At 68.2% G+C, this 22,485-nt stretch carries 25 protein-coding genes, 1 tRNA gene and 1 riboswitch; of the genes, 11 read left to right on the top strand and 15 right to left on the bottom strand.

The genetic code is table 11. From position 1 onward, the window contains the following. Positions 1-127: 127 nt before the first annotated feature. Positions 128-610, top strand: a complete 483-nt coding sequence (locus EBN03_RS26735) for a glutathione peroxidase (protein WP_122190890.1) — start codon at positions 128-130, stop codon at positions 608-610. Here EBN03_RS26735 and EBN03_RS26730 read toward each other — a convergent pair. Next, positions 607-1,422 carry a crotonase/enoyl-CoA hydratase family protein gene (locus EBN03_RS26730; protein ID WP_122190889.1) on the bottom strand — a complete coding sequence of 272 codons (816 nt, stop codon included), beginning with the start codon at positions 1,420-1,422 and terminating at the stop codon, positions 607-609. The genes EBN03_RS26735 and EBN03_RS26730 overlap by 4 nt on opposite strands. Positions 1,423-1,547: 125 nt before the next feature. On the opposite strand from EBN03_RS26730, the gene EBN03_RS26725 reads away from it, so the two are divergent. Then, positions 1,548-3,131 carry a succinic semialdehyde dehydrogenase gene (locus EBN03_RS26725; protein ID WP_122190935.1) on the top strand — a complete coding sequence of 528 codons (1,584 nt, stop codon included), beginning with the start codon at positions 1,548-1,550 and terminating at the stop codon, positions 3,129-3,131. 92 nt (positions 3,132-3,223) lie between these two features. Here the strand turns inward: EBN03_RS26725 and nicT are convergent, their stop codons facing one another. From nicT to EBN03_RS26685, 9 genes are all read right to left on the bottom strand, one after another. Next, entirely contained in the window at positions 3,224-4,327 is a 1,104-nt protein-coding gene (nicT, locus tag EBN03_RS26720) for a Nickel transporter NicT (RefSeq protein ID WP_122190888.1), read from the bottom strand. Between the two features lie 6 nt (positions 4,328-4,333). Continuing rightward, a riboswitch (adenosylcobalamin (AdoCbl) riboswitch) is annotated at positions 4,334-4,477 on the bottom strand. A 220-nt stretch (positions 4,478-4,697) separates the two neighbouring features. Next, positions 4,698-5,225 carry a hypothetical protein gene (locus tag EBN03_RS26715; protein WP_122190887.1) on the bottom strand — a complete coding sequence of 176 codons (528 nt, stop codon included), beginning with the start codon at positions 5,223-5,225 and terminating at the stop codon, positions 4,698-4,700. A gap of 380 nt (positions 5,226-5,605) precedes the next feature. Continuing rightward, positions 5,606-6,127: a hypothetical protein gene (locus tag EBN03_RS26710; RefSeq protein WP_122190886.1), complete on the bottom strand. Its 522-nt coding sequence runs from the start codon at positions 6,125-6,127 to the stop codon at positions 5,606-5,608. A gap of 228 nt (positions 6,128-6,355) precedes the next feature. Further along, entirely contained in the window at positions 6,356-6,484 is a 129-nt protein-coding gene (locus EBN03_RS35625; RefSeq protein WP_267899311.1) for a hypothetical protein, read from the bottom strand. Between the two features lie 138 nt (positions 6,485-6,622). Next, positions 6,623-7,057 carry a hypothetical protein gene (locus EBN03_RS26705; protein WP_199742972.1) on the bottom strand — a complete coding sequence of 145 codons (435 nt, stop codon included), beginning with the start codon at positions 7,055-7,057 and terminating at the stop codon, positions 6,623-6,625. Between the two features lie 72 nt (positions 7,058-7,129). Next, positions 7,130-7,354 carry a hypothetical protein gene (locus EBN03_RS26700; protein WP_122190884.1) on the bottom strand — a complete coding sequence of 75 codons (225 nt, stop codon included), beginning with the start codon at positions 7,352-7,354 and terminating at the stop codon, positions 7,130-7,132. Positions 7,355-7,668: 314 nt separating this feature from the next. Next, positions 7,669-7,742 (bottom strand) — tRNA-Pro (locus tag EBN03_RS26695). Between the two features lie 55 nt (positions 7,743-7,797). Further along, the gene (locus EBN03_RS26690; RefSeq protein ID WP_122190883.1) at positions 7,798-9,063 is read right to left on the bottom strand and encodes a hypothetical protein; all 1,266 of its coding nucleotides are present in this window, start codon (positions 9,061-9,063) and stop codon (positions 7,798-7,800) included. Positions 9,064-9,173: 110 nt separating this feature from the next. Further along, a complete protein-coding gene (locus EBN03_RS26685; RefSeq protein ID WP_122190882.1) occupies positions 9,174-10,130 on the bottom strand; it encodes a metallophosphoesterase in 957 nt (318 codons plus the stop codon). A gap of 135 nt (positions 10,131-10,265) precedes the next feature. On the opposite strand from EBN03_RS26685, the gene EBN03_RS26680 reads away from it, so the two are divergent. Further along, a complete protein-coding gene (locus EBN03_RS26680) occupies positions 10,266-10,730 on the top strand; it encodes a GatB/YqeY domain-containing protein (RefSeq protein WP_122190881.1) in 465 nt (154 codons plus the stop codon). Between the two features lie 64 nt (positions 10,731-10,794). Here EBN03_RS26680 and EBN03_RS26675 read toward each other — a convergent pair whose 3' ends face one another. After that, the gene (locus EBN03_RS26675) at positions 10,795-13,137 is read right to left on the bottom strand and encodes a penicillin-binding protein (protein WP_158675748.1); all 2,343 of its coding nucleotides are present in this window, start codon (positions 13,135-13,137) and stop codon (positions 10,795-10,797) included. Positions 13,138-13,512: 375 nt separating this feature from the next. Here EBN03_RS26675 and EBN03_RS26670 point away from each other — a divergent pair, with 375 nt between their 5' ends. Continuing rightward, positions 13,513-13,836 carry a WhiB family transcriptional regulator gene (locus EBN03_RS26670; RefSeq protein WP_122190879.1) on the top strand — a complete coding sequence of 108 codons (324 nt, stop codon included), beginning with the start codon at positions 13,513-13,515 and terminating at the stop codon, positions 13,834-13,836. Between the two features lie 121 nt (positions 13,837-13,957). Here the strand turns inward: EBN03_RS26670 and EBN03_RS26665 are convergent, their stop codons facing one another. After that, the gene (locus EBN03_RS26665; protein ID WP_122190878.1) at positions 13,958-15,082 is read right to left on the bottom strand and encodes an ArsA family ATPase; all 1,125 of its coding nucleotides are present in this window, start codon (positions 15,080-15,082) and stop codon (positions 13,958-13,960) included. Next, a complete protein-coding gene (locus EBN03_RS26660) occupies positions 15,082-16,101 on the bottom strand; it encodes an ArsA family ATPase (RefSeq protein WP_122190877.1) in 1,020 nt (339 codons plus the stop codon). Before EBN03_RS26660 ends, EBN03_RS26665 begins: the two co-directional genes overlap by 1 nt. Before the next feature lie 102 nt (positions 16,102-16,203). Between EBN03_RS26660 and EBN03_RS26655 the strand changes: the two genes are divergently transcribed. The 3 genes from EBN03_RS26655 to EBN03_RS26645 all read left to right on the top strand — a co-directional run bounded on the left by EBN03_RS26655 (position 16,204) and on the right by EBN03_RS26645 (position 17,708). Continuing rightward, positions 16,204-16,368 (top strand): DUF4177 domain-containing protein, encoded by a 165-nt coding sequence (locus EBN03_RS26655; protein WP_122190876.1) that lies wholly within the window; start codon positions 16,204-16,206, stop codon positions 16,366-16,368. Next, positions 16,368-16,835: a RidA family protein gene (locus EBN03_RS26650; RefSeq protein WP_122190875.1), complete on the top strand. Its 468-nt coding sequence runs from the start codon at positions 16,368-16,370 to the stop codon at positions 16,833-16,835. Before EBN03_RS26655 ends, EBN03_RS26650 begins: the two co-directional genes overlap by 1 nt. Positions 16,836-16,913: 78 nt before the next feature. Continuing rightward, positions 16,914-17,708 carry an MBL fold metallo-hydrolase gene (locus tag EBN03_RS26645; protein WP_122190934.1) on the top strand — a complete coding sequence of 265 codons (795 nt, stop codon included), beginning with the start codon at positions 16,914-16,916 and terminating at the stop codon, positions 17,706-17,708. 65 nt (positions 17,709-17,773) lie between these two features. Here the strand turns inward: EBN03_RS26645 and EBN03_RS26640 are convergent, their stop codons facing one another. Together EBN03_RS26640 and EBN03_RS26635 are read right to left on the bottom strand one after the other, a co-directional pair. Further along, positions 17,774-18,448 (bottom strand): Crp/Fnr family transcriptional regulator, encoded by a 675-nt coding sequence (locus tag EBN03_RS26640; protein ID WP_122190874.1) that lies wholly within the window; start codon positions 18,446-18,448, stop codon positions 17,774-17,776. Between the two features lie 277 nt (positions 18,449-18,725). Beyond that, a complete protein-coding gene (locus EBN03_RS26635; RefSeq protein WP_122190873.1) occupies positions 18,726-18,965 on the bottom strand; it encodes a hypothetical protein in 240 nt (79 codons plus the stop codon). A gap of 160 nt (positions 18,966-19,125) precedes the next feature. On the opposite strand from EBN03_RS26635, the gene nth reads away from it, so the two are divergent. From nth to EBN03_RS26615, 4 genes are read left to right on the top strand one after another with little or no spacing between them, the layout of a single operon-like run. After that, a complete protein-coding gene (gene nth / locus EBN03_RS26630) occupies positions 19,126-19,869 on the top strand; it encodes an endonuclease III (protein ID WP_325052096.1) in 744 nt (247 codons plus the stop codon). Between the two features lie 41 nt (positions 19,870-19,910). Further along, a complete protein-coding gene (locus EBN03_RS26625; protein ID WP_122190871.1) occupies positions 19,911-20,552 on the top strand; it encodes a TlpA family protein disulfide reductase in 642 nt (213 codons plus the stop codon). Continuing rightward, positions 20,549-21,292 (top strand): NUDIX hydrolase, encoded by a 744-nt coding sequence (locus tag EBN03_RS26620; protein WP_122190870.1) that lies wholly within the window; start codon positions 20,549-20,551, stop codon positions 21,290-21,292. The genes EBN03_RS26625 and EBN03_RS26620 overlap by 4 nt, the downstream gene beginning before the upstream one ends. Further along, the gene (locus tag EBN03_RS26615) at positions 21,289-22,482 is read left to right on the top strand and encodes a MarP family serine protease (RefSeq protein ID WP_122190869.1); all 1,194 of its coding nucleotides are present in this window, start codon (positions 21,289-21,291) and stop codon (positions 22,480-22,482) included. The genes EBN03_RS26620 and EBN03_RS26615 overlap by 4 nt, the downstream gene beginning before the upstream one ends. Positions 22,483-22,485: the final 3 nt, after the last annotated feature.

Genomic DNA, 22,485 nt, shown 5'->3' with positions numbered 1-22,485 from the left:
CACAGGTCGGTCCTGTTGGTCACTGTAGAACAAGTTCTAATTTTTGTGTAGGCGTCTAAGTTTCCGATGTCCGGTTCGTCGGACCGGGGCCGAGCGGGGGGCACGGGCCGGGCCTACCATCGGCGGGGTGACTCTTCGTGAAATCCCCGTCCACACCCTTTCGGGTGAACCGACGACCCTGGCCGAGCTGGCCGGTTCCGGGCCGCTGCTGGTCGTGAACGTGGCCAGCAAGTGCGGCCTCACCCCGCAGTACACCGGCCTGGTCGAACTGCAGAAGCAGTACGGCCCGCGCGGTTTCACCGTCGTCGGTGTGCCCTGCAACCAGTTCATGGGCCAGGAGCCCGGCACCGCCGAGGAGATCGCGCAGTTCTGCGCGACCACCTACGGCGTCGACTTCCCGCTGCTCGCCAAGGTCGACGTCAACGGCGACGACCGCGACCCGCTGTACCGCGAGCTGGTCGAGACCCCTGACGCCGAGGGCACGGCCGGAGACATCCAGTGGAACTTCGAGAAGTTCCTGATCGACCGGGACGACAAGATCACGCGGTTCCGTCCGCGCACCGAGCCGACCGATGCGGCCGTGGTGGCCGCGATCGAAGCCGCTCTCTAACGACCTTCGAAGTTGGGCTTGCGCTTCTCGGCGAAGGCGCGCGGGCCCTCCTTCGCGTCGTTGCTCGCGAAAACCTTTGCGCCGATCTTGGATTCGATGACGAAGGCCTCGTTCTCCGGCATGCCCTCGGTTTCGCGGATGGTGGCCAGCATGGCCTGTACGGCCAGCGGGCCGTTGTTGTTGATCATCTCGGCCAGCTCGAGCGCGGTGGTCAGCGCCTCGCCGTCCTCGACCACGCGGCCGATCAGGCCGATCTCCTTGGCCTCGGTGGCGGACAGATGTCGGCCGGTGAGCAGGATTTCGGCGGCGATCGTATAGGGGACCTGACGCGGCAACCGGACCGCCGAGCCGCCCATCGGGAACAGGCCCCAACGTGCTTCGGACACACCGAATTTCGCGCTCTTGCCGGCGACGCGGATGTCGGTGGCCTGCAGGATCTCGGTGCCACCGGCGATGGCGGCACCCTCGACCGCGGCGATCAGCGGCTTGGTGAGCCGGCGGCCCTTGAGCAGGCCGTCGATGCGGGTGGGGTCGAAACCGCCGCCGTTCATGGCTTTACCGGGATGGTTGCGGTTCATGTTCTTGAGGTCCGCGCCCGCGCAGAACGTGCCACCGGCGCCGGTCAGGATGCAGCTGCGGATCTCGGGGTCGTTGTCGACCATGTCCCAGGCCTGCACCATCAGTTCCAGCATCTCGCCGGAGAGGGCGTTGCGGACCGCGGGGCGGTTCATCGTGACGATCAGCGTGGCGCCGCGGCGTTCCAGGAGGGCGTGCGGTTCGGTACTGCTGTCGGCTCCGGCGGTAGCGGTCATCGTTGTCCTACTCCTACGGTCATTTCGCGCTGTCGGGACGAAGTTACCTCGAACGATGGCGCCTAACAAGAACGTGTTCTATTTTGGTGGTGTGGCCGCCGCCGGGTGGCCGGCAGGAGGTCCGGATGGACGCCACCACTGATGGGGCTACGGCGACGTTGCCGTCCCGCATCACGCCGGAGCTCATCGCCCGGCTGACCGACTACGTCGCCACGGGCAACGGCACCGTCGATCTCGTCGAGGTCTACACCGGAGCCGTCTACGGCACATTGCCGCAGTCCGGCACCGACCAGGTGGCCGCCGCGGTCGCGACCGCGCGCACCGCACAGAAGAAATGGGCCGCGACCCCGCTGAGCGAGCGCCTCGCCGTCTTCCAGCGCTTCCACGACCTGATCCTGGAAAACCACGAGATCATCTCCGACCTGATCCAGATCGGCACCGGCAAGACCCGGCGGATGGCGTTCGAGGAATCGTGCGACACCCCGATGGTGATCAGCCACTACCTCAAGACCGCCAAGCGCGTGCTCGCGCCGATCAAGCGAGCCGGCGGAATCCCGTTCGTGAACGCCTCGATCGAGATGCACAAGCCCAAGGGCGTCGTCGCGGTGATCTCGCCGTGGAACTTCCCGTTCGCGATCTCGCTGTCGGACTCGGCGCCGGCGTTCATCGCGGGCAACGGCGTCGTACTCAAGCCGGACAACAAGACCGCCCTGTGCGTGCTGTTCGCCGTCGACCTGCTGATCAAGGCGGGTCTGCCGCGCGACCTGGTCCAGGTCGTGTGCGGTACCGGCCCCGACATCGGCCCCACGCTGATCGACAACGTCGACTACGTCATGTTCACCGGATCCAGTGCCACCGGCCGGATCATCGGTTCGCAGGCCGGTGCCAATGTCATCAGCTGCAGTCTCGAGCTCGGCGGCAAGAACCCGATGCTGATCCTCGACGACGCCGACCTCGACGTCACAGTGCCCGGCGCCGTGTTCGCCGTCTACGGCAACTCCGGCCAGGCGTGCATGCACATCGAGCGGATCTACGTGCACGAGAGCAAGTACGACGAATTCCTGCGCCGATTCACCGAAGCCGCGGAGGAACTGGGCAAGAAGGCGGGCGCGGCCTACGACTTCGAGCCCGAGTTCGGCTCGCTGGTCTCGGTCGACCACATGGAACGCGTCTCCGCGCACATCGAGGACGCGAAGGCCAAGGGCGCCACCGTGGTCACCGGCGGTTACCCCCGCCCCGACCTGGGCCCCGCCTTCTACCAGCCGACCGTCCTGACCGGCGTCACCCCGGACATGGTGCACGCCAAGGCCGAAACCTTCGGCCCGGTCGTCTCGATCTACAAGTTCCGCGACGTCGAGGAGGCCATCCGCCTCGCCAACGACACCGACTACGGCCTGAACGCCAGCGTCTGGGGCAAGAACATCGCCCGCGCCACCGAGATCGGCGCCCGCCTGGAGGCCGGAAACGTCAACATCAACGACGGTTTCATCACTTCCTACAGCTCCAAGGCCACTCCGTCCGGCGGTGTGAAGCAGTCCGGGATCGGCACCCGCCACGGTGACGCCGGCCTGCTCAAGTACACCGACACCGTCCACATCGGCGTCCAGAAGATCCAGGTGATGGCCGCCCGCGCCAAGCAGCCGTACGCCCAGCAGCTCAAGAGCACGCTCATGACGCTGAAGTTCATGCGGCGCTTCGGGATCCGCTGATCCGATAAAGACCTCGCCGGGTTGCTAGGCCCTGGGGTGAGAGAACTGAGCTCGGCCGAATTTCGGCCGAGCTCAGTGCTTTCCGGGCCTTTTCAGTCCTCCACGGCAGGCGCCGGGGTCCAGCGCTGTTCCACGCGGGCGAGCTTCCAGTAGGCGACCGCGGCGACCCAGGCCGCCACGAACAGGCCCACGATGGCGACGCCGACATTGTTCAGGTCGATGCCGGAGATCCAGTTCGTGATCGGGTCGTCGAGGTCGAAGTTCTTGTGCAGCACGCCGATCAGTTCGATCGAGCCGATCAGGAAGGCCACCGCGATGGACAGGCCGGTGATGGTGAGGTTGTAGAAGATCTTGCGGACCGGGTTGGAGAACGCCCAGTCGTAGGCCACGTTCATGAACAGGCCGTCCATGGTGTCCATCATGGTCATGCCGCACGAGAACAGCAGCGGCAGTAGGAGAATCGCGTACCAGGGGAGGCCGGCCGCCGAACCGGAACCGGCCATCGCGAGCAGCGCGACCTCGGTGGCGGTGTCGAAACCCAGCCCGAACAGCACACCCATCGGATACACCTGGACCGGCCTGCTCACCATGCTCATCAGCGGGCGCAGCAGGCGAGCGAACAACCCGCGCGAGTCGAGCGCGGTCTCCAGCTCGGTGGCGTTGTAGTTGCCCTGCCGAGTTTCCCGGAACACCTTCCAGATGCCTGCCAGCGCAACGATATTGAATGCCGCGATCAAGTACAGGAAGGTGCCCGAGCTGATCGTGGAGATGGTGCCCAGCATGTGCCGGGCCGGTGACTGATCATCGGTGAGGGTGCCGACCGCCTGCGCGCCGGCGATCACCAGCCCGGCGAGCACGAACACGATGGTGGAATGCCCGAGCGCGAACCAGAATCCGACCGACTTCGGCCGCTTCCCGTCCGTCATCAGCTTCCGCGTTGTGTTGTCGATCGCGGCGATGTGGTCGGCGTCGAAGGCGTGCCGGAGCCCGAACGTGTAGGCGGTCAGCCCCAGTCCGACCCCGAAGACCGAGGTGCCCAGCTGATACCGGTGCGGCGCCACCACCGCGAACAACAGACCGAACGCGACCACGTGCGCGACCGCTACGAAACCGAGCAGTCCGGCCGCGGCGATCCAATCGCGGCGGGTCCAGGTGCCCAGCACATCCCGGAAGAACCGGGCTCCGGTGGAAGACATTGGGGTACAACCCTTCTGGGGATTCCGCGTCCCCTTCGGCAACAGTCGCACCGAGGGGAGGTCTGACTCCCAGCACAGGGCTGGACACAGTGGCGCGACCGTTCCGGACTCTCACCGGATTCCCGCACCTCGACGCGTTCGACCTTCGGACTATATCCGCAGGCCATAGGGTTTTTCAGCAGTGAAGTGACAGAGTGAGAGTGGTCACTTCGCCTGGTCGCAACACACGGGCACCCCCGAGCTCGTTCGATCGAGCCCGGGGGTACCGGTGAGTGGTGATCACGACCGGCCGGTCGGCCGCATCTGCCGGTCGTGGGTGGCGAGTGGGCCGGTGTCGGTTCGTTGCGGAACCAGGCGCGGGTCAGCGGGCCTAGTGGGCCAGCGCGCCCGCCAGCCGACCACCGCCGAGGACAGCCGCCGAACCGCCGAGCGCGACGGTACCCACCACGGTGCCCAGTCCGGCGCCGGCCACCGCACCGGCGAGGCAGCCGCCGGGCGCGCCGCCGAAGAACAGCGGAGCGGTGAGCCCGCCGGCGGTCAGCCCACCGAGCACACAGCCGCCCACCAGACCGCTACCGGAGCCGAGCAGGGTGCCGAGGCTGGTGCCCAGCCCGAGCTGGGTGCTGAAGTTGCTCAGGGCGTCGTCGAAGTTGTCGTCCTTGGACTCGTGCTTGTCGTCGCCGTGGATCGGCTGCGCGTCCGGGGTGCCGGCGGGCGCGTCGGGGGCGGGCGCGTCGATCGCGGCGGCCGGAGTGGGGTTCGAGGTCAGCACCACCGAGTGGTCCGCGGTGTTTCCGGACACGACGGCTGCGGCGGGGGCTTCGGCGCAGGCGGTTCCGGCGGCGCCGGCCAGGATGGCGATCGTGGCGGCGGCGGTGAGGGCATAGGTGGTCTTCATCAGAGTCCTAACTGTGCGAACGAGGTTCGCGGAAGAAGGTGTGTCGCAGGGGATGACTGCGGCAGTGCGGTTCGACGTGAATTACCGACGGATATTTCCGGGCAGGCGAGGTGCCTTTCCGCTGGTGTCGGAATATCGGTCGCAGGCACTGGGGAAATTGATTTCCGGCATGCAGGTATCCACAAATGTCCGGAGATCGGAATTCCCTGGAATTATCCGGCGCTCGGCGCGAACTAATTCACGAGAACATGCCGGTACTGGATTGCGGTCGCCGCGGTTGCCGACCGGAACGGTCGGCGTGATCAGCGCGGGATCCGCACCGCCAACCGATGACCGGATGTGGCGGTGAAGCGAGAGCCGCAGGCAGCTGGACCGATAGGTCAGTGTGCGGCGGCGAAGACCGGCGGCCCGCGCCGGGAAATCGAGACGGACAGCCCCCGGCGGCCCGCCCAGGCGATCGCCTGCGGGCCCTGGATCAGCTGATCCGGGTTGTGCGGTCGTGGGTCGAAGAGACGCAGCAGCGCCCAGGCCACCCGCGTCAACGCCCGATGGAACCGTTCGGCCGCCGCGATCAGCAGCGTGCACATTGCGGTAGCCACCGCGTGCGCGCCCACCATCGCCCAGCCCGGCTGCCCCGGCATCGCCATCCCGCCGTGACCAGGCGCGATATCCGCCGCCAGCAGCGCGTGGCACAACGCCTGCCCCGCGCCGAGCAGCCCGAACAACCGGATCCGGCTGCCTCCGGCCACCGCGACCCCGGCCCCCACCAGCGCGCTGACGAGCAACAACAGGGTGGTGTCGCTGGAACCCGGCAGCGTCCCGGCGGATCCGTGCGCCGCCACAGCCAATGCGCCACAGGCGGTTCCGGCCGCGGCCCCGCGCACGCGAGTCGCCGCCGTCATGATGTCACCACCGAATATCCAGCAGCGGAATCGAACTCCGCACCGCGCGCCGAGGTATACCGAGATGCGTCACCAACGTGGGCGAGCGACAACATCATCGAACGACAACCTTCATTTCCGGGCACACGAATGCGAGCAGTTTCGCCAACTATAAAACAGTTCCCGGCCGCCAAAAAATCGGGCCGACCTCCTTGTGGAAAAGAGGCCGGCCCCGGTGTAATCGAAGTCTCAGAACGGCTTGCCCTGCAGGATCTGCCCGAGACCCAGCACGATGAACAGTGGCACGAACAGCGCCGAAGCCACAGGATCCCCGTTCTTGTATCCGGCGATGACCCAATCGAGCGCAGCGGAACCCATGACATCTCCAGTTCTGTTCGGCATGGAACCTTTCCAACCAGATCTTCGTACCCCGCCCCACCGGCGTTAACCATCCCCCGCCCCGACGGCCCGACACTCCCGCACGGACGTAGAAACAACCACACCGCCGACCCGCGACTACACACCATCGTCAACAGGGCGAACGTCGCCTGACGGCTGCTGCTCGACCTGGTCACGCAGGTACCAACGAATATCGTCCAGTCCGTCGAGCGCGCGCCCATCGACATCGGACGGGTCTGCCCCCGCTCGTGCGGCCAGAGCCTCGGCCAGCTCGACCGCTCGATCACTCAAATACCCGAAGCGACGAGCCGTGTGGCCCAAGCACAATCCGGCAAGTCCGAGCAGAGAACTCCCCGGCACAGCCCGTGTCCCCACTTCGAGACAGCAATACTCGATGAACTCCCGGTCGTCGTCATCGAGGGCGATGCCGACCAGGGCCTCCGCCGCAGCATCTTCCCCCGCCCCACCCCCGAGCACCCCGTCCAAGATCTCCACCACATCGGTATGAGGCAATGCCGGCGGGTTCTCGAAACGAGGGAGGTCACAGGGCACCCCGTGAGACTACGCAGTCTGCGTCCAGCGGCCCCGACGACCACGACGGTATCGGCGCCTGCTCGGTGTCACTCAGCCGCGGATTCGTGTCGTCCGGTGCCATCCGGTCCGGTCGTTCTCGAAGTGTCGATACTCCATGACCACCGCGGCGAAGGCGCTGTAGGCGCTCAGGCGGTCCTGTCTCAGTCGCTCGCGGAATCCCTGGCGCACAGTCCTGTCGGCTGTGAGTCGCTGGAATCCAAACGTCACGATGGAGCCGAGAAGCGTTCCACCGACAGCGATCAGCGCGGTAAGCACGTCGTCAACCTAGCGTGGCTGAGAACCCGGTCAGCCACGAATCATTATGCGGCGTGATCGTTCTCACCAGATCGACCGACGGTGGTCCTCAACTTGGTCGGTCATGCCGCGGTTCGGTAGACCGGGCCACAGCCAGGCCGATCGCTGGTGCCGGCGGCTTCGCCCCTCATGCGTGCCAGGCTGCTCGGTGAGGTTTCCGAGGCCGACGGCAGGTACGAAGCGGGCAATAACGTCCAGTTGTCGATCCCGCCAACAAGAACGGCTCCTGACCAGTCGAACTGGTCAGGAGCCGTAATCGTGTCTCCACACACGAGTCGGGGTGACAGGATTTGAACCTGCGACCTCTTCGTCCCGAACGAAGCGCGCTACCAAGCTGCGCCACACCCCGTGATGTGAACGGGATCAGCTTAGCGCAGGGTGGGGGCTGGCGTTAAATCGGCTGGTCAGTGGCCTGAAATCGGGCGAATGGAGGTTACGATGCGCTGGGCGGTGGCGGGGTCGATGGCCTGGCTGATGCCGGTGTCGGCGGCGATGGTCATCACGTAGTAGCCGGCTTCGGCGGGGAAGGCGAACGTGTAGACCGCGAAGGATTTGGCGCAGCCGGGGGCGGCGCCGGTGACGGTACCCGTGGTCTGCACGTAGCTGCCCTGCATCTCGCCGTCGAGCGAGCTGATCTGTTGTGTCGCACCGGTTGTCACGCCGGTGGTGTTGGCCCAGGCGGCCTTCGCGGTCCGGGAGCCGACGTCGACGGCGGCGGAGGGGCCGTCGGACTTGTCGGAGGACGCCAGGAACGCGGTCGTGCGGGACCCCTTCGGGCAGTATCCGGAACCGTCCTGGGTCATGCCCGCGACCTGGACAGCCGTTGCGCCGGAACCGATCTGGCCCGCCGCCTGGGTCTGCCAGCCGGTGGGTGCGTCGTAGGCGGCGCCGTGATCGGGGATCTGCACCATCTGGTAGCCGGGGATCAGCGGGCCGGTCACCGGGGGCTTCGTGGTGGTCGTGGTCTTGGTGGTGCTGGTCGCGGAGGTCGGTTTGGTGGTCGTCGACAGTCCGGCGTTCGGGTCCAGCGAGGTGGTGGCCGCGCCGGTCGTGGTCGCGGCCTGCGTCGTCGTGCCGGTCTTGGCGCCGCTGAACATGAGCACGGCCACGGCGACCACCACGATCACCAAGGCGCCGACCCCGAAGCCGGCCAGCATCATGTTGCGGTTGCGGTTGTTCGGCGCCGGCTCGTTCCCACCCCGATCGGGCTCGGCGTAGTCCGGCTCGGCGGCGTAGCCGCCGGTCTGCGGCCACTGTTCGTCGCGGTACGGGTCGTTGCCGTATCCGCCGCCGGGGTACATCTCGGTGCGGTCGTAGCCGCCTTGCGGGCCGCGGCGGCCGCCGGGAGCGGCGCCGTACTGCTGGGTCGGCTCGTACCGCTGCTGATCGCCGTGCTGCTGGGCGTTGTACTGCTGCGTGGCCTCGTACTGTTGGGCGCCGAACTGTTGCGTCGCCTCGTACTGCCGGCTGTAGGCCTGCTGCTGACCGCCCGGCTGGGCGTTGTACTGCTGGGTCGCCTGGTACTGCTGGGCGCCGAACTGCTGCGTCGGGTCGTAACCCGGTTGCTGCGGCGCCTGGAACATCTCGGTCGCATCGCCGCCGCCGCTGGGCGGCTGACGGCGGATCGCCCGCGTCTGGTCGTCTTCCCGGCCCTCGAACCCACTGGTCACGCTCTTGCCCTGCCTTCTGTCTCGGCTGGGCCGAATACTAGCGCCTGAACGGCCCGCGAGACGACGCAGCGGCGAACCCGCTGCGTGCTCGCGGGCTCGAGCAGCGAAAACTAGTGGGCGCCAGCAGTTGTCGCGGCGATATCGGGAGCGGTGCGGGACTGTTTCGGCGCCGCTGCGACCAGAGTGATCAGTGTGGCCTCGGGCCGGCAGCAGAAGCGGTACGGCGCCCACGGCGAGGTGCCCAGGCCGGCCGACACGTGCAGCCGGGTGTGCGCACCCCAGCGGGACGGGCCCTTGACCCGGGCCCGGTCGATCCCGCAGTTGGTGACCAGGGCGCCGAAGAACGGCAGGCAGAGCTGCCCGCCGTGGGTGTGCCCGGCCAGGACCAGGTCGTAGCCGTCCGCGGCGAACCGGTCCAGCACTCGCGGTTCGGGGGAGTGGGTGAGGCCGAGGCTGAGGTCGGCCAGCGGGTTCGGGGCACCGGCGACGGTGTCGTAGCGGTCCCGCTGCAGGTGCGGGTCGTCGACCCCGGCGGTGGCGATCTTGATTCCGGCGACCTCGACGTCGCGCCGGACGTGCGTCATGTCCACCCAGCCGCGCTCGGCGAACGCCGCGCGCAGATCCTGCCAGGGCAGCGGGTCACCGAAGACGCGCTTGTGGTTCTTGTCGAAGTACTTCAACGGGTTCTTCGGCACCGGCGCGAAATAGTCGTTGCTGCCGAACACGAACATGCCCGGCCGCGACATCAGCGGCGACAGCGCCTGCACCACGGACGGCACGGCCCGCGGGTGGGCCAGGTTGTCGCCGGTGTTGATCACCAGGTCGGGTTCCAGCGCGGCCAGCTCGCGCACCCACTGTTGCTTGCGTTTCTGCCCGGGCGTCATGTGCAGGTCGCTGATGTGCAGCACGCGCAGGCTCGCCGAGCCCGGGCGCAGCACCGGCATGGTGGTCTCACGCAGGACGAAAGCGTTGCGTTCGATGAGGGAGGCGTATCCGACACCGGCGACGGCGACTCCGGTGGCTCCCAGCGCGGCCCGGCGGAGAGCAACAGACGAGATGACGGGCATTCGACCAGGATAGGCGACCGAACCGCCGAACGCGCAGCCCGTTTCCGCCGCCCGGCAGGGGTCGCGCCGACGACGCGGCGACGGCACGGCCGGAATTCACTGGGACCCGGCGCCGGTACGCGTTACGTTGAGCGCATGTCGGAACTCAAATCCACGCTTCGGGCCGATCTCACCACGGCGATGAAGGCCAAGGATCCGCTGCGCGTGAACACGCTGCGGATGCTCCTGGCCGCCGTCCAGAACACCGAGGTCGCCGGCGCCGAGGCGCGGGAGCTGAGCGACAGCGAGGTGCAGGCCGTCCTCGCCAAGGAGGCGAAGAAGCGCTCCGAGGCGGCCGTCATCTACGAGCAGAACAACCGTCCCGAACTGGCCGCCAACGAGCGGGCCGAGGAGGAGATCATCGCCTCCTACCTGCCCACACAGCTGTCCGACGCCGAGGTCGCCGAGATCGCGGACACCGCGATCGCCGAGGTGGCCGAGCAGACCGGCGCTCGTCCGCACATGAAGCAGATGGGACAGGTCATGAAGGTCGCCACGGCGATGGCCCAGGGCAGGGTGGACGGGTCGCGGCTGTCCGCCGCGGTCAAGGCCCGGCTGTAGCGGCCCCGGAACGAACTGTGCCGCCGAACCTCGAAAGGTTCGGCGGCACAGTCGTTTTCGTCGGCTACCGCGGTACCGGGATCGGCAGCGGAGGCAGTCGCGGAATCGGGATCGGGATACCCGGCGGCGGCGGCCCGGCGGGCGCCGGCGCACCGGGCGGCGGCAGTTCCCGCTGGGTGCCGTCGCTGATGTTCATGGTGATCACCGAGCCCGGGATCGCGGACCCGTTCGGTGACGTGCTCGCGACCGTGCCCTTGGCCTGGGTGCCGGGCACCGTCACCGACTGCACCTGGAATCCGGCGGCGATCAGCGTCGAACGGGCGTCGCCCTCGGATTGGCCGGTCACGTCCGGGATCTGCGAGTTGTTCGAGCCGCGCACGTACTTGTCGTCCTGCGGCGGCAGTGCGCTGGGCGGGAAGGTGTTCAACACCGGGTTGATGCCCTTGAACCAGCTCAGCGCCGGCTCGTTACCACCGAACAGGTTTCCGCTGCCACAGCTGCGCAGCGGGAACGAGCAGATCTCGCCGGGGGTCGGGGAGTCGCCGTAGATGTAGGCGGCGCCGGCCATCGAGTTTGTGAAGCCGAGGAAGGCCGAGGACTTGTTGGTCTCGGTGGTTCCCGTCTTCGCCGACACCGGCACGCTCCACCCCGCGGCGCGCGCGGAACCGGCGGCGGTACCGCTGACCGCGTCCTGGCTCAGCGCGTTGTCGAGGGTGTTGGCCAGGCCTGGGTCGACCACCTGCTCGCAGGCCTGCTGGGTGAGCGGCACCTGCTTGCCGAACCGGTCGAGCACCTGCTTGATCGGCGAGGGCGGGCACCACTTGCCCGAAGAGCCAAGCGTCGCAGCGACATTGGACAGTTCCAGCGGGTTGATCGCGAACGGGCCCAGCGTGAACGAGCCCAGGTTCTGCTGCTTCACCATGTCGGCCAGGCTCTGGTTGCCGTAGCCGGAGCTGCCGGGCTCGGTGTAGGAGCGCATGCCGAGCCGGACCGCCATGTCGACCGTCGGCGTCACGCCGACGTCACCGATCAGCTTGACGAAGGCGGTGTTCGGTGAGGTCGCCAACGCCTCGGTCACCGACATCGAACCCTTGTAGTTACCGGCGTTCTTCACGCAGTAGGACTCGGCCGGGCAGCCGGGAGTACCACTGTTACCCATGCCTTTCGCGACGAAGAAGCCGGGCACGTCGAGCTGAGCGTTGGTGCCGAGACCCTTCTCCATGGCCGCGGCGGTGGTGAAGATCTTGAAGATCGAGCCGGCGCCGTCGCCGACCATGGAGAACGGCTGCGGTTGCACGGTCTGGTGCAGGCCCTGGTCCAGGCCGTACACGCGGCTGGAGGCCATGGCGAGCACCGGGTGCGAGTCCTGACCGGTGCCGACGATGCTCATGACCTCGGCGATGTCGGGCAGGTCGGGCTTGGTGACGTCGTTGATCGAGGCCTTGACCGCGTTCTGCACGACCGGGTCGAGTGTGGTCTCGATCCGGTACCCGCCCTTGTTGATCTGGTCCAGGCTGATGCCGGCGTTCTCCATGTACTCCATGGCGTAATCGCAGAAGAATCCGCGATCGTCGGCGCCGATGCAGCCCTGCTGCAGCGACTTCGGTTCGGGGAGCACGCCGAGCGGCTCGTCCTTGGCCTTGCGGTACTCGTCGGCCCGGCCCGGGTTGTTCGTGATCAGGGTGTCGAGCACGGTGTTGCGGCGCTCGGTGACGCCCTTGGGGTTGGTGTACGGGTTGAGCTTCGACGAGCTCTGCACCATGCCGGCGAGCATGGCCGACTGCGGCACGTTGAGGTCCTTGGCGTCGACCCCGAAGTAGGTCTGGGCCGCGTCCTGGATGCCGTAGGAACCGTTGCCGAACGACACCAGGTTCAGGTAGCGGGTGAGGATCTCGTCCTTGCTGAGCCGCTTGTCGAGGGTCAGTGCCATCCGGATCTCGCGCAGCTTGCGCGCGGGGGTGGTCTCGACGGCGGCGCGGCGCTGCGCGTCGGTCTTGGCGACCACCAGCAGCTGGAAGTTCTTCACGTACTGCTGGTCGAGGGTGGAGCCACCCTGCTGGACGCCGCCGGACGAGGTGTTGGTCAGGAACGCCCGGAAGGTTCCCTGCCAGTCCACGCCGTGGTGGTCGAGGAATCGCTTGTCCTCGATGGAGACGATCGACAGCTTCATGTCGTTCGAGATCTTGTCGCTGGGGACCTCGAAGCGACGCTGGTCGTAGAGCCAGGCGATCGGGGCGCCGGTCGCGTCGACCATGGTGGAGACGGCCGGGGCCGTACCGTCGAGTAGTTCCGCGGAGACGTTGTCCACGGCGTCGGCCGCGCGGTTGGACAGGTATCCGAAGCCGCCGGCGAGGGGGAACATCAGCCCGGCGAGGAGCACGGCCGCCAGGACGCAGGCCGTGGCCATCTTTCCGAGCGTTTGTGAGATCGGCACGGGCGACAGCCTAATTGCCCGGGCTGAGAACACGTGGGCCCCGGGTCTCGGCCCGTTGGTGTCATGGGCAATTAGTGACATCTTCGGCGTGTCGCGCTTGGCGTGTCGCCCGAAACCGGGGGACTGCCCGGTTCTATGCGGCATTTGCATGGACGGTCGTACCAAAAAATCCCGAGATGGTCTTGCGCTGCCCCGGTTCCTTTACCTAGATTGGGAAACCAGTGTGATAGAGCTAACACTCAAAGTGGAATGTGGCGTGGTTCGCAGTGAGGATGGGGTACTGCGAGCCGAGCGAGATTCTGGAGCACCGATCGACCTCGGTGTTCGGACTGCAAAGGGGCACACCAAATGCATATGACAACCCCGATCGCTCGATTGGATGTAGAGCAGGCCGAGGCGCGGATCGCGTGGGTCTCCCAGGCGCGCTGCAAGGAAGTAGATCCCGACCAGCTGTTCGTCCGGGGTGCGGCCCAGCGCAAGGCGGCCACCATCTGCCGGCACTGCCCGGTGCTGATGGAGTGCGGAGCCGACGCGCTGGACAACCGCGTGGAGTTCGGTGTGTGGGGCGGGATGACCGAGCGTCAGCGTCGCGCGCTGCTCAAGCAGCACCCCGAGGTCACCTCGTGGGCCGACTTCTTCCGCGCGCAGCGACACCAGAAGGTCGCGATCTAGTTATCAGGCACAACGGTCCGAGCCTGCGGTGTGCGGGCTCGGACCGTTTTCGGCACAGGGGTCATCGCCGGCCGGCGCGGTCGCTCACGGCAACAGTCGAACTCCGCTTCCGGCGGTGGGGCTAACCGCCGACGAGCTGAGCACCGACCACACGCAACGCCTCGAGGTCCGCGACCTCGAACGGCAGCGCCGTGACCGCACTGATCGCGACCTGTGGGTGCGCGTCGGTGAACCGGTGCAGCAGATGCCGTTCCCGGTCCGCCGTGTGCACCCGCTCGGCATGGATCCGCAACACGTCCGCGGCGAGCGCTGTGGACGGGTCCGCGTCCAGCCGCTCGGCTGCGGTCAACGCCTGTTCGGGCGAGAGCGAGCACAACACCGGGTGGGTGCGATTGAGCACCAGCCCGGCCAGCGGCATGCGATCGGTCGAGAGCCGGTCGACGAAGAACGACGCCTCGCGCAGCGCGTCCGGTTCGGCGGCCGCCACCACAACGAAATGCGTACCCGCTCTGGACAGCATCGCATAGGTGCGGTCCGCGCGGGCCTGAAATCCGCCGAACATCGACTCCAGCGACTGCAGGAACAGCGAAGCGTCCTTCAGCATCTGGCCGCCGACGACCGTCGACACCCCGCGCACCGCCAGGCTCATCGCGCCGGTGACCAACCGGCCCACACCGCGGCCCGGCGCCATGATCACCCGGATCATCCGTCCATTGAGGAAGGACCCCAGGCGTTTCGGCGCGTCCAGGAAGTCGAGCGCGTTCCGCGACGGAGGCGTGTCGACCACGATCAGGTCCCACTCCTTGGTCGCGGTCAGCTGACCCAGCTTCTCCATGGCCATGTACTCCTGCGTTCCACCGAACGAGGAGGCCACCGTTTGATAGAAGGGGTTGGCGAAGACCTGCTCGGCCTTCTCCGGCGAGGTGTGCTCGAGCACCATGTCGTCGAAGGTGCGCCGCATGTTGAGCATCATCGCGTACAGCTCGCCGCGCGCGTCCGAGCCGAGTTCGACTCGCTGCGGGGCATTGCCGAGATCGCTGACCCCCAGCGACTGGGCCAGCCGGCGGGCCGGGTCGATGGTCAGCACGACCACCTTGCGGCCGCGTTCGGCGGCGGCCAGGGCGATGGCGGCCGCGGTCGTGGTCTTGCCGACCCCGCCCGAGCCACAGCACACCACGACCCGGGCGGCCGGGTCGTCGACGATGCGGCCGAGATCCAGCCGAGTCGTGTTCGGCGGCAACGTCATCAGCGGACTCCCTGATCGATCAGCAATGCCGCCAGCTCGTAGAGGCCGCCGAGATCCATGCCGTCGGGCAGGGCGGGCAGGAACAGCCGGTGCACGTCGACCTTCGCCAGCTCGTCAGCGTTGTCGTCCTGACCGGTGACGGTGGCCGCGTGCTCGACGGTTTCGCGCAACAGGCCATCGAAGTCGTTGTCGGACAGCTCGATTCCGGCGGCCTCCAGTCCGGAACGGACCGCGTCCACGTCGATCTCGCCGGTGGCGGCGCGCGCACGGACCTCGGGCGGCAGCAGGCTCTCACCGGCCCGGTTCACCACGACCGTGCCGATCCGGAAGTCGGCGGCGGTCAGTTCCGCGACCGCGTCGGCGGTCTCCTGCACCGGCAGCGCCTCCAGCAGCGTCACCAGGTGGATCATCGTCTGATCGGATTTCAGCAGCTTCGCGACCGATTCGGCCTGGTTGGCGATCGGGCCGCCCTTGGCGACCTCGGTCATCGCGGAGGTGACGTCGAGGAAGCCGGCGATCCGGCCGGTCGGCGGCGCGTCCACGACGATGTCGTCGTACACGGGCTTACCGGCCTTGGTGGTGCGCTGCGCGCACTCCTTGATCTTGCCGGTGAGGATGACGTCGCGCAGCCCGGGCGCGATGGTGGTGACGAACTCGACCGCGCCCATCTTCTTCATGGCCCGGCCCGCGAAGCCCAGGTTGTAGAACATGTCGAGGTATTCGAGGAACGCGTGCTCGACGTCGAGCGCCAGCCCGATCACCTCGCCACCGCCGTCCGCGGTCGCGATCTTGGTTTCGGTCGGCGGCAGCGGCGGCAGATCGAACAGCTGCGCTATCGACTGCCTGCCCTCGACCTCGACCAGAAGCACCCGGCGACCACCCGTCGCGAGCGCGAGAGCCAAGGCCCCCGACACCGTCGACTTACCGGTTCCGCCTTTGCCGGAAACGTAGTGCAGCCTGGCCCGAGCTGCCCGTTCCGGCCACCGCCCCTGCTGCTCCGGCTCCGCCGATACCGGCATCGCTGTTGAAACTCCCACGGTCGGAGCCTATAGGCCGCCTCCGCGAATCAGCACCGGATGCACCCAGTGTCCGCTACGACACACACCGATACGCTCTGGCATATGAGTGATGTGACCGTGTGGGAATACGCGACCGTGCCGCTGCTGACGCACGCGACCAAGGCGATCCTGGACCAGTGGGGTGCCGACGGATGGGAGCTGGTCACGGTGCTGCCCGGCCCGACCGGCGAGCAGCACGTGGCCTACCTGAAGCGAGCGAAGAACTGATGGGCGCCGCAACCGATTGGGCCGCCAACCTCGACCGTCTAGGCCTGAAGCTGCCGGAGGTGGCGGCCCCGGCCGGCGCCTACATCCCGGCGGTCCGCTCGGGCTCGATGGTCTACACCTCCGGTCAGCTGCCGTTCGTCGACGGCGCGCTGTCGGTGACCGGCAAGGTCGGCGCCGACGTCAGCCTGGAGACCGCCAAGGACGCGGCCGCCCAGTGCGCGCTCAACGCACTGGCCGCCGTCCACGGCCTCGTCGGCCTGGACGAGGTGGTGCGGATCGTGAAGGTCGTCGGATTCGTGGCCTCCGCACCGGGATTCACCGATCAGCCACTGGTGATCAACGGTGCCTCCGAGCTGCTCGGCGAGATCTTCGGCGACGCCGGCGTGCACGCCCGCTCCGCGGTGGGTGTGTTCGAACTGCCCAAGGGCACCCCGGTCGAGGTGGAACTCATCGCGGAAGTGCGCTGAGGCAAGGGGTGAGCACGTGAGATTTATCGGTGCGTCCAATGCTTCGCGGCAAGCGCGCCTTCTGCGACAGTGGATTTCATGAGTCTCACCCACCCGGCGTACGGCCGGCTGCGGGCGGTCGCCCCGACCGCCTCGGTCCTGCTGGCGAACAATCCGTCGCAGATGACGCTGCAGGGCACCAACACCTGGATCCTGCGGGCCCCGGGCCGATCCGACTGCGTCGTGATCGATCCCGGGCCGCAGGATCCCGAGCACACCGCGGCCCTGGTCCGGGAGACCGGCGGCGAGATCGCCCTGGCCCTGGTGACCCATCACCACTTCGACCACACCGGCGGCATCGACGGACTGGTCGCCGAGACCGGTACGCCGGTGCGGGCGATGCACCCGGCGCACCTGCGTGGTTCGGCGTTGCCGCTGGCCGACGGTGAGGTGATCGACGCGGCCGGGCTGCGGCTGACCGTGCTGGCCACCCCCGGCCACACCACCGACTCGGTGAGCTTCGTGACCGACGACGCGGTATTCACCGGCGACACCGTGCTCGGCAGCGGCACCACCGTGCTGGAATCACGGGACGGCGCCCTCGGCGACTATCTCGCCTCGATGGACAAGTTGGCCGCGGTCGCGCCCGGCCGCCGCCTGCTGCCCGCGCACGGGCCCGATCATCCGGACGCCGAACCGGTGATCGCCTACTACATCCAGCATCGGCGGGAGCGGCTCGCGCAGGTCCGCGCCGCGCTCGCGGAGTTGGGCGCCGACGCGGGCACGATGGAGATCGTCGCGAAGGTGTACGCCGACGTGGACCGCAGCCTGTGGCCGGCCGCCGCGAGTTCGGTGCAGGCCCAGCTGGCCTATCTGCGCGCCGCGGAGAACTGACGCTCGACACGACGACGGCCGGGGCGGGTGCCCCGGCCGGTCGTTCGTCTACCTCGGTGGATCCGCTATCGAGCGCGGCGGGCGAGCCGCTCGGAGTCCGAGATCAGCACGCTCTTGCCTTCGAGCCGCAGCCAGCCGCGGTGCGCGAAGTCGGCCAGCGCCTTGTTGACGGTCTCACGCGACGCGCCGACCAGCTGGGCGATCTCCTCCTGGGTGAGGTCGTGGGTGACGCGCAGCGCACCCGCCTCCTGAGTGCCGAACCGCTGTGCCAGCTGCAGCAACGCTTTGGCGACCCGGCCGGGGACGTCGGTGAAGATCAGGTCGGCCAGGTTGTTGTTGGTGCGGCGCAGGCGGCGCGCGAGCACGCGCAGCAGCTGCTCGGCGATCTCCGGGCGCTGGTCGATCCACGACTTCAGCGCGTCCCGGTCCATGGTGACCGCGCGGACCTCGGTGACCGTGGTGGCGGTGGAGGTACGCGGGCCCGGGTCGAAGATGGACAGCTCACCGAACATGTCCGACGGACCCATGATGGTCAGCAGGTTCTCGCGACCGTCCGGCGAACGCCGGCCGATCTTCACCTTCCCGGACGTGATGATGTACAGCCGATCTCCGGGCTCACCCTCGTTGAAGATCACGTGGCCGCGCGGGAAGTCGACCGGCTGAAGCTGTTTGGTGAGAGCGGCCACCGCGGTGGGCTCTACGCCTTGGAAGATGCCTGCACGGGCGAGGGCCTCGTCCACGAAATGCTCCTTATGTGAATTGGCTCTGCTTTGTCGGGACCGAAGCAGGCCGACGACAGAGCAGTCTACTTGGATCGTGCGAACGTGAGTGACCGACACCACGTAACACTCGATCCGTGCAACGCGCAGCGGGTGCTACAGGTTCCCGTGCGTCCCGTTCCGCCCCGGCTTCCGGCCCGCGAACGGGGGTCCTGTCCTGCACCCTACGGGCCGCCGCGGTGGCGGGGATTGCGGTGCTCCCAGCTGGTGGGAGGGTTGGGCCGTGGGCGCGCCGCGCTCAGCTGGCCGCTGCGACGTCCAGATTGTCGCCGCCGCGGCGGCGCGGCAACCGGGCGGCAGCCGGTGGCACACCGAGCTTGGCCAGCTCACTGACCTCGGCGTTGCTGGCGCGGTCCAGATATTGCTGGACCTCTTCGGATGGTTCGAGCAGTTTGCGGAGCCGATTCTCGACGCGTTCCATGAACAGTGCGAACAGCATCAACAGCACCGGGAACAGCACCACAGCGAGTCCTTGCATACGCGGTAGTAAACACGGCCGAGGTCTCAGATGGAATACGGAGGAGTCCGATCGTTGCCCGGCCGTAGTAGTCGCCGACCGCCCGTGCCGCCGGTCGCGGGGTACCCGGTAATCTCGCCGCCGTCGCCCGGTGCGCAGTGCGGTTCCGTATGGTGGACGCGTGCGTACCGCCCGATCCTTTGCCGCCGAAACCCGTCTGGGCCTGGTGCGTCGCGCCCGCCGGATGAATCGGGCATTGGCCACCGCGTTCCCGGCCGCGCACTGCGAGCTGGACTTCCGAAATGCGTTCGAATTGGCTGTCGCCACAATACTTTCCGCGCAGTGCACGGATGTCCGTGTGAATCAGACCACACCGGCGTTGTTTGCCCGGTATCCGGACGCGAAAGCGTTCGCCGAAGCCGATCGCGCGGAGCTCGAGGAGTACATCCGCCCGACCGGTTTCTTCCGGAACAAGGCGAATTCGCTGATCGGTCTGGGACAGGCGGTCACCGACGACTACGACGGTGAACTGCCCGCCACGATGGACGCCCTGGTGAAGCTGCCCGGTATCGGGCGCAAAACGGCCAACGTCATTCTCGGGAACGCGTTCGGTGTGCCGGGAATCACCGTCGACACCCATTTCGGCCGGCTCGTACGACGCTGGGGCTGGACCACCGAGGAAGACCCGGTGAAGGTCGAGCACGCCGTCGGCGCGCTGATCGAGCGCAAGGAATGGACCGACCTGTCGCACCGGGTCATCTTCCACGGCCGCCGGGTATGTCACGCCCGCAAGCCGGCCTGCGGCGCCTGCATCCTCGCCGCCGACTGCCCGTCCTACGGTCTCGGCCCCACCGACCCGGCCGCCGCCGCGGCACTGATCAAGGGGCCCGAGGCCGAGCACCTGCTGGAACTGGTGGGCCGGTGACGGTGACCGAACAACAGCCCGGGGGATCGGGGCAGTCCGGCATGCGCGGCCCCCGCGGCTTCCCGGCCTGGCGCTGGGCACTGCTCGCCGTGGTGCTGATCGTCGGTGCCGTCCTGGTGGCCCGGCCGTGGGACGGCTCGAGCCCGACCCGCTCGACCGTGCCGGTCGCCGAGTCCGCCGCACCCGTCCCGGGCGCGGCCCGCGCCGCCGCCGCGCTCGCCGACTGCCCCGCCGCGGCACCCGGCGTGGTGCCCGCCGGCCCGCTGGCCGGTCTCACCCTCGACTGCTTGGCGACGGGCCGCCCGGTCCCGCTGGCCGCGGCACTGGCCGGCCGCCCGGCCCTGCTCAACCTGTGGGCGTACTGGTGTCAGCCCTGCGCGCAGGAACTTCCGGCGCTGCGCGACTACGCCCAGCGCGCCGGAGACAAGATCACCGTGCTGACCGTGCACAGCGACCCGGCCGAGGCGAAGGGCCTGGCCCGGCTCACCGATCTGGACGTGCACCTGCCCGGCGTGCAGGACGGTGCCGGCCGGGTCCAGAACGCGGTGGGCGCGCCGCAGGTGCTGCCCGTCACGGTGCTGATCCGCCCGGACGGTACTGTCGCGAAGCTGGTGGTCCGCCCCTTCAGCAGTGCCGACGACATCGCGGCCACGGTTGCCGCCGCCCTGGGAGTTACAGCGTGACCGAGGAATTCGCCCGGAATACGGCGTTGCGGCCGCCCGGGCTACCGGACTGGCTGCGCCGTGTGGCCGACCACGAACTCACCGACCCGACCGGGATCAACCAGGTCATCGACCGCACCCCGGGCGCGCTGCTCAGCGCCGTGCTGCGGCCCCGGCAGGCCGCGGTGCTCGTATTGTTCGGTGGCGCACCGGAATCCGATCCGAGCGCGCCCGGCGGGCTGCCCGCCGACGCAGATGTGCTGTTGACCCAGCGCGCGGCCACTTTGCGCCAGCACCGCGGTCAGGTCGCCTTCCCCGGTGGCGCCCGCGACGACGGCGACGACTGGCCGATCGGCACCGCGCTGCGCGAGGCCCAGGAGGAAACCGGGCTCGACCCCGCCGGCGTGGAACCGTTCGCGGTATTGAAGAAGATCTTCGTGCCACCGTCGCGCTTCGACGTCACCCCCGTGCTCGGCTACTGGCGTTCTCCCGGCGAAGTCGGTGTGGTCAGCGCCGCCGAGGCCGCCCGGGTGGTACGAGTTCCCATGGCAGAGTTACTCGACCCGGCCAACCGTTTCGTCGTCCGCCACCCGCTGGGCTATATGGGTCCGGCGTTCGCCGTGGACGGAATGCTGGTCTGGGGCTTCACGGCCGGCGTCCTCGCCGGCGTGCTCGCGGTTTCGGGATGGGAACGGGACTGGGATCACCACGATGTGCGTGACCTGGAAACCACCATGGCAGCAATGGGGATGACACCATGAATTCCTCCACCTGGCTCGACATCGGCGTCGTGCTGCTCGCGTTGCTGGCCGCCACCTCCGGCTGGCGGCAGGGCGCGGTCGCGTCGGCGTTGTCCTTCCTGGGTGTCGTGCTGGGCGCGGTCGCCGGGATCCTGATCGCCCCGCACATCCTGATCCATGTCAGTGAGGGCCGCCGCCGCGTGCTGGTCGGCGTGGTGCTGATCGTCGCGCTGGTCATCGTCGGTGAGGTCGCGGGCATGGTGCTGGGCCGCGCGGCCCGCGGCGGCATGCACCATCCGGCGCTGCGCGCCGCCGACAGCGGGATCGGCGCGGGCCTGCAGTGCATCGCGGTGCTGGTCACCGCGTGGCTGCTCGCACTGCCGCTGGCCACCTCCTCGCAGCCCGCGATCGCGGCCGCCGTCAACGGTTCCCGGGTGCTGTCGGACGTGAACCAGGTGGCGCCGAACTGGTTGCGCCGGGTACCGAACGAATTCTCCCGCCTGCTCAACACTTCCGGGCTGCCGGACGTCATCGGCCCGTTCGGCCGGGCGCCGATCGCGCCGGTGCAGCCGCCGGACCCGACCGTGCTGCAGAGCCCGGTGGCCGGCAACCTGCAGCTCAGTGTGCTGCGGATCCACGGCCTGGCGCCCAGTTGCCAACGGCAGCTGGAGGGTTCGGGTTTCGTGGTCGCACCGGAACGGGTCATGACCAATGCGCACGTCGTCGCCGGCACCTCGAGCGTGTCGGTGGATACCCCGCACGGCCCGCTGGAGGCCATCGTCGTGCTGTTCGACCCCGACACCGACGTGGCGGTCCTGGACGTGCCGGGTCTGACCGCGCCGGTCATCCCCGTCGCGCCCAGCTCGGCGAAGGCGGGCGAAAGTTCCATTGTGCTGGGCTATCCCGGCGGCGGGAACTACACCGCCAGCGCCGCGCGCGTGCGCGAGACGCTGGATCTGACCGGCCCCAACATCTATCGGGACGGAACCGTCGAGCGCGAGGTGTACACCGTGCGCGGACAGGTCCGGGCCGGCAATTCCGGTGGGCCACTGGTGGATTCGGACGGCAACGTGCTCGGCGTGGTCTTCGGTGCCGCCGTCACCGACGACGAGACCGGTTACGTGCTGACCATGGGCGAAGTGGCCAAGCAGCGCGACCAAGCCGGTGACCTCACCACCAAGGTCGGCACCGGCAGCTGCGTGCTGTCCTGACCG

Origin of the sequence: Nocardia stercoris (assembly GCF_003696265.1) — a bacterium.
Taxonomy (GTDB): Bacteria; Actinomycetota; Actinomycetes; order Mycobacteriales; family Mycobacteriaceae; genus Nocardia; species Nocardia stercoris.
Note: the sequence above shows the minus strand (reverse complement) of the source record. Positions and strands in the feature narration are given on the sequence as shown.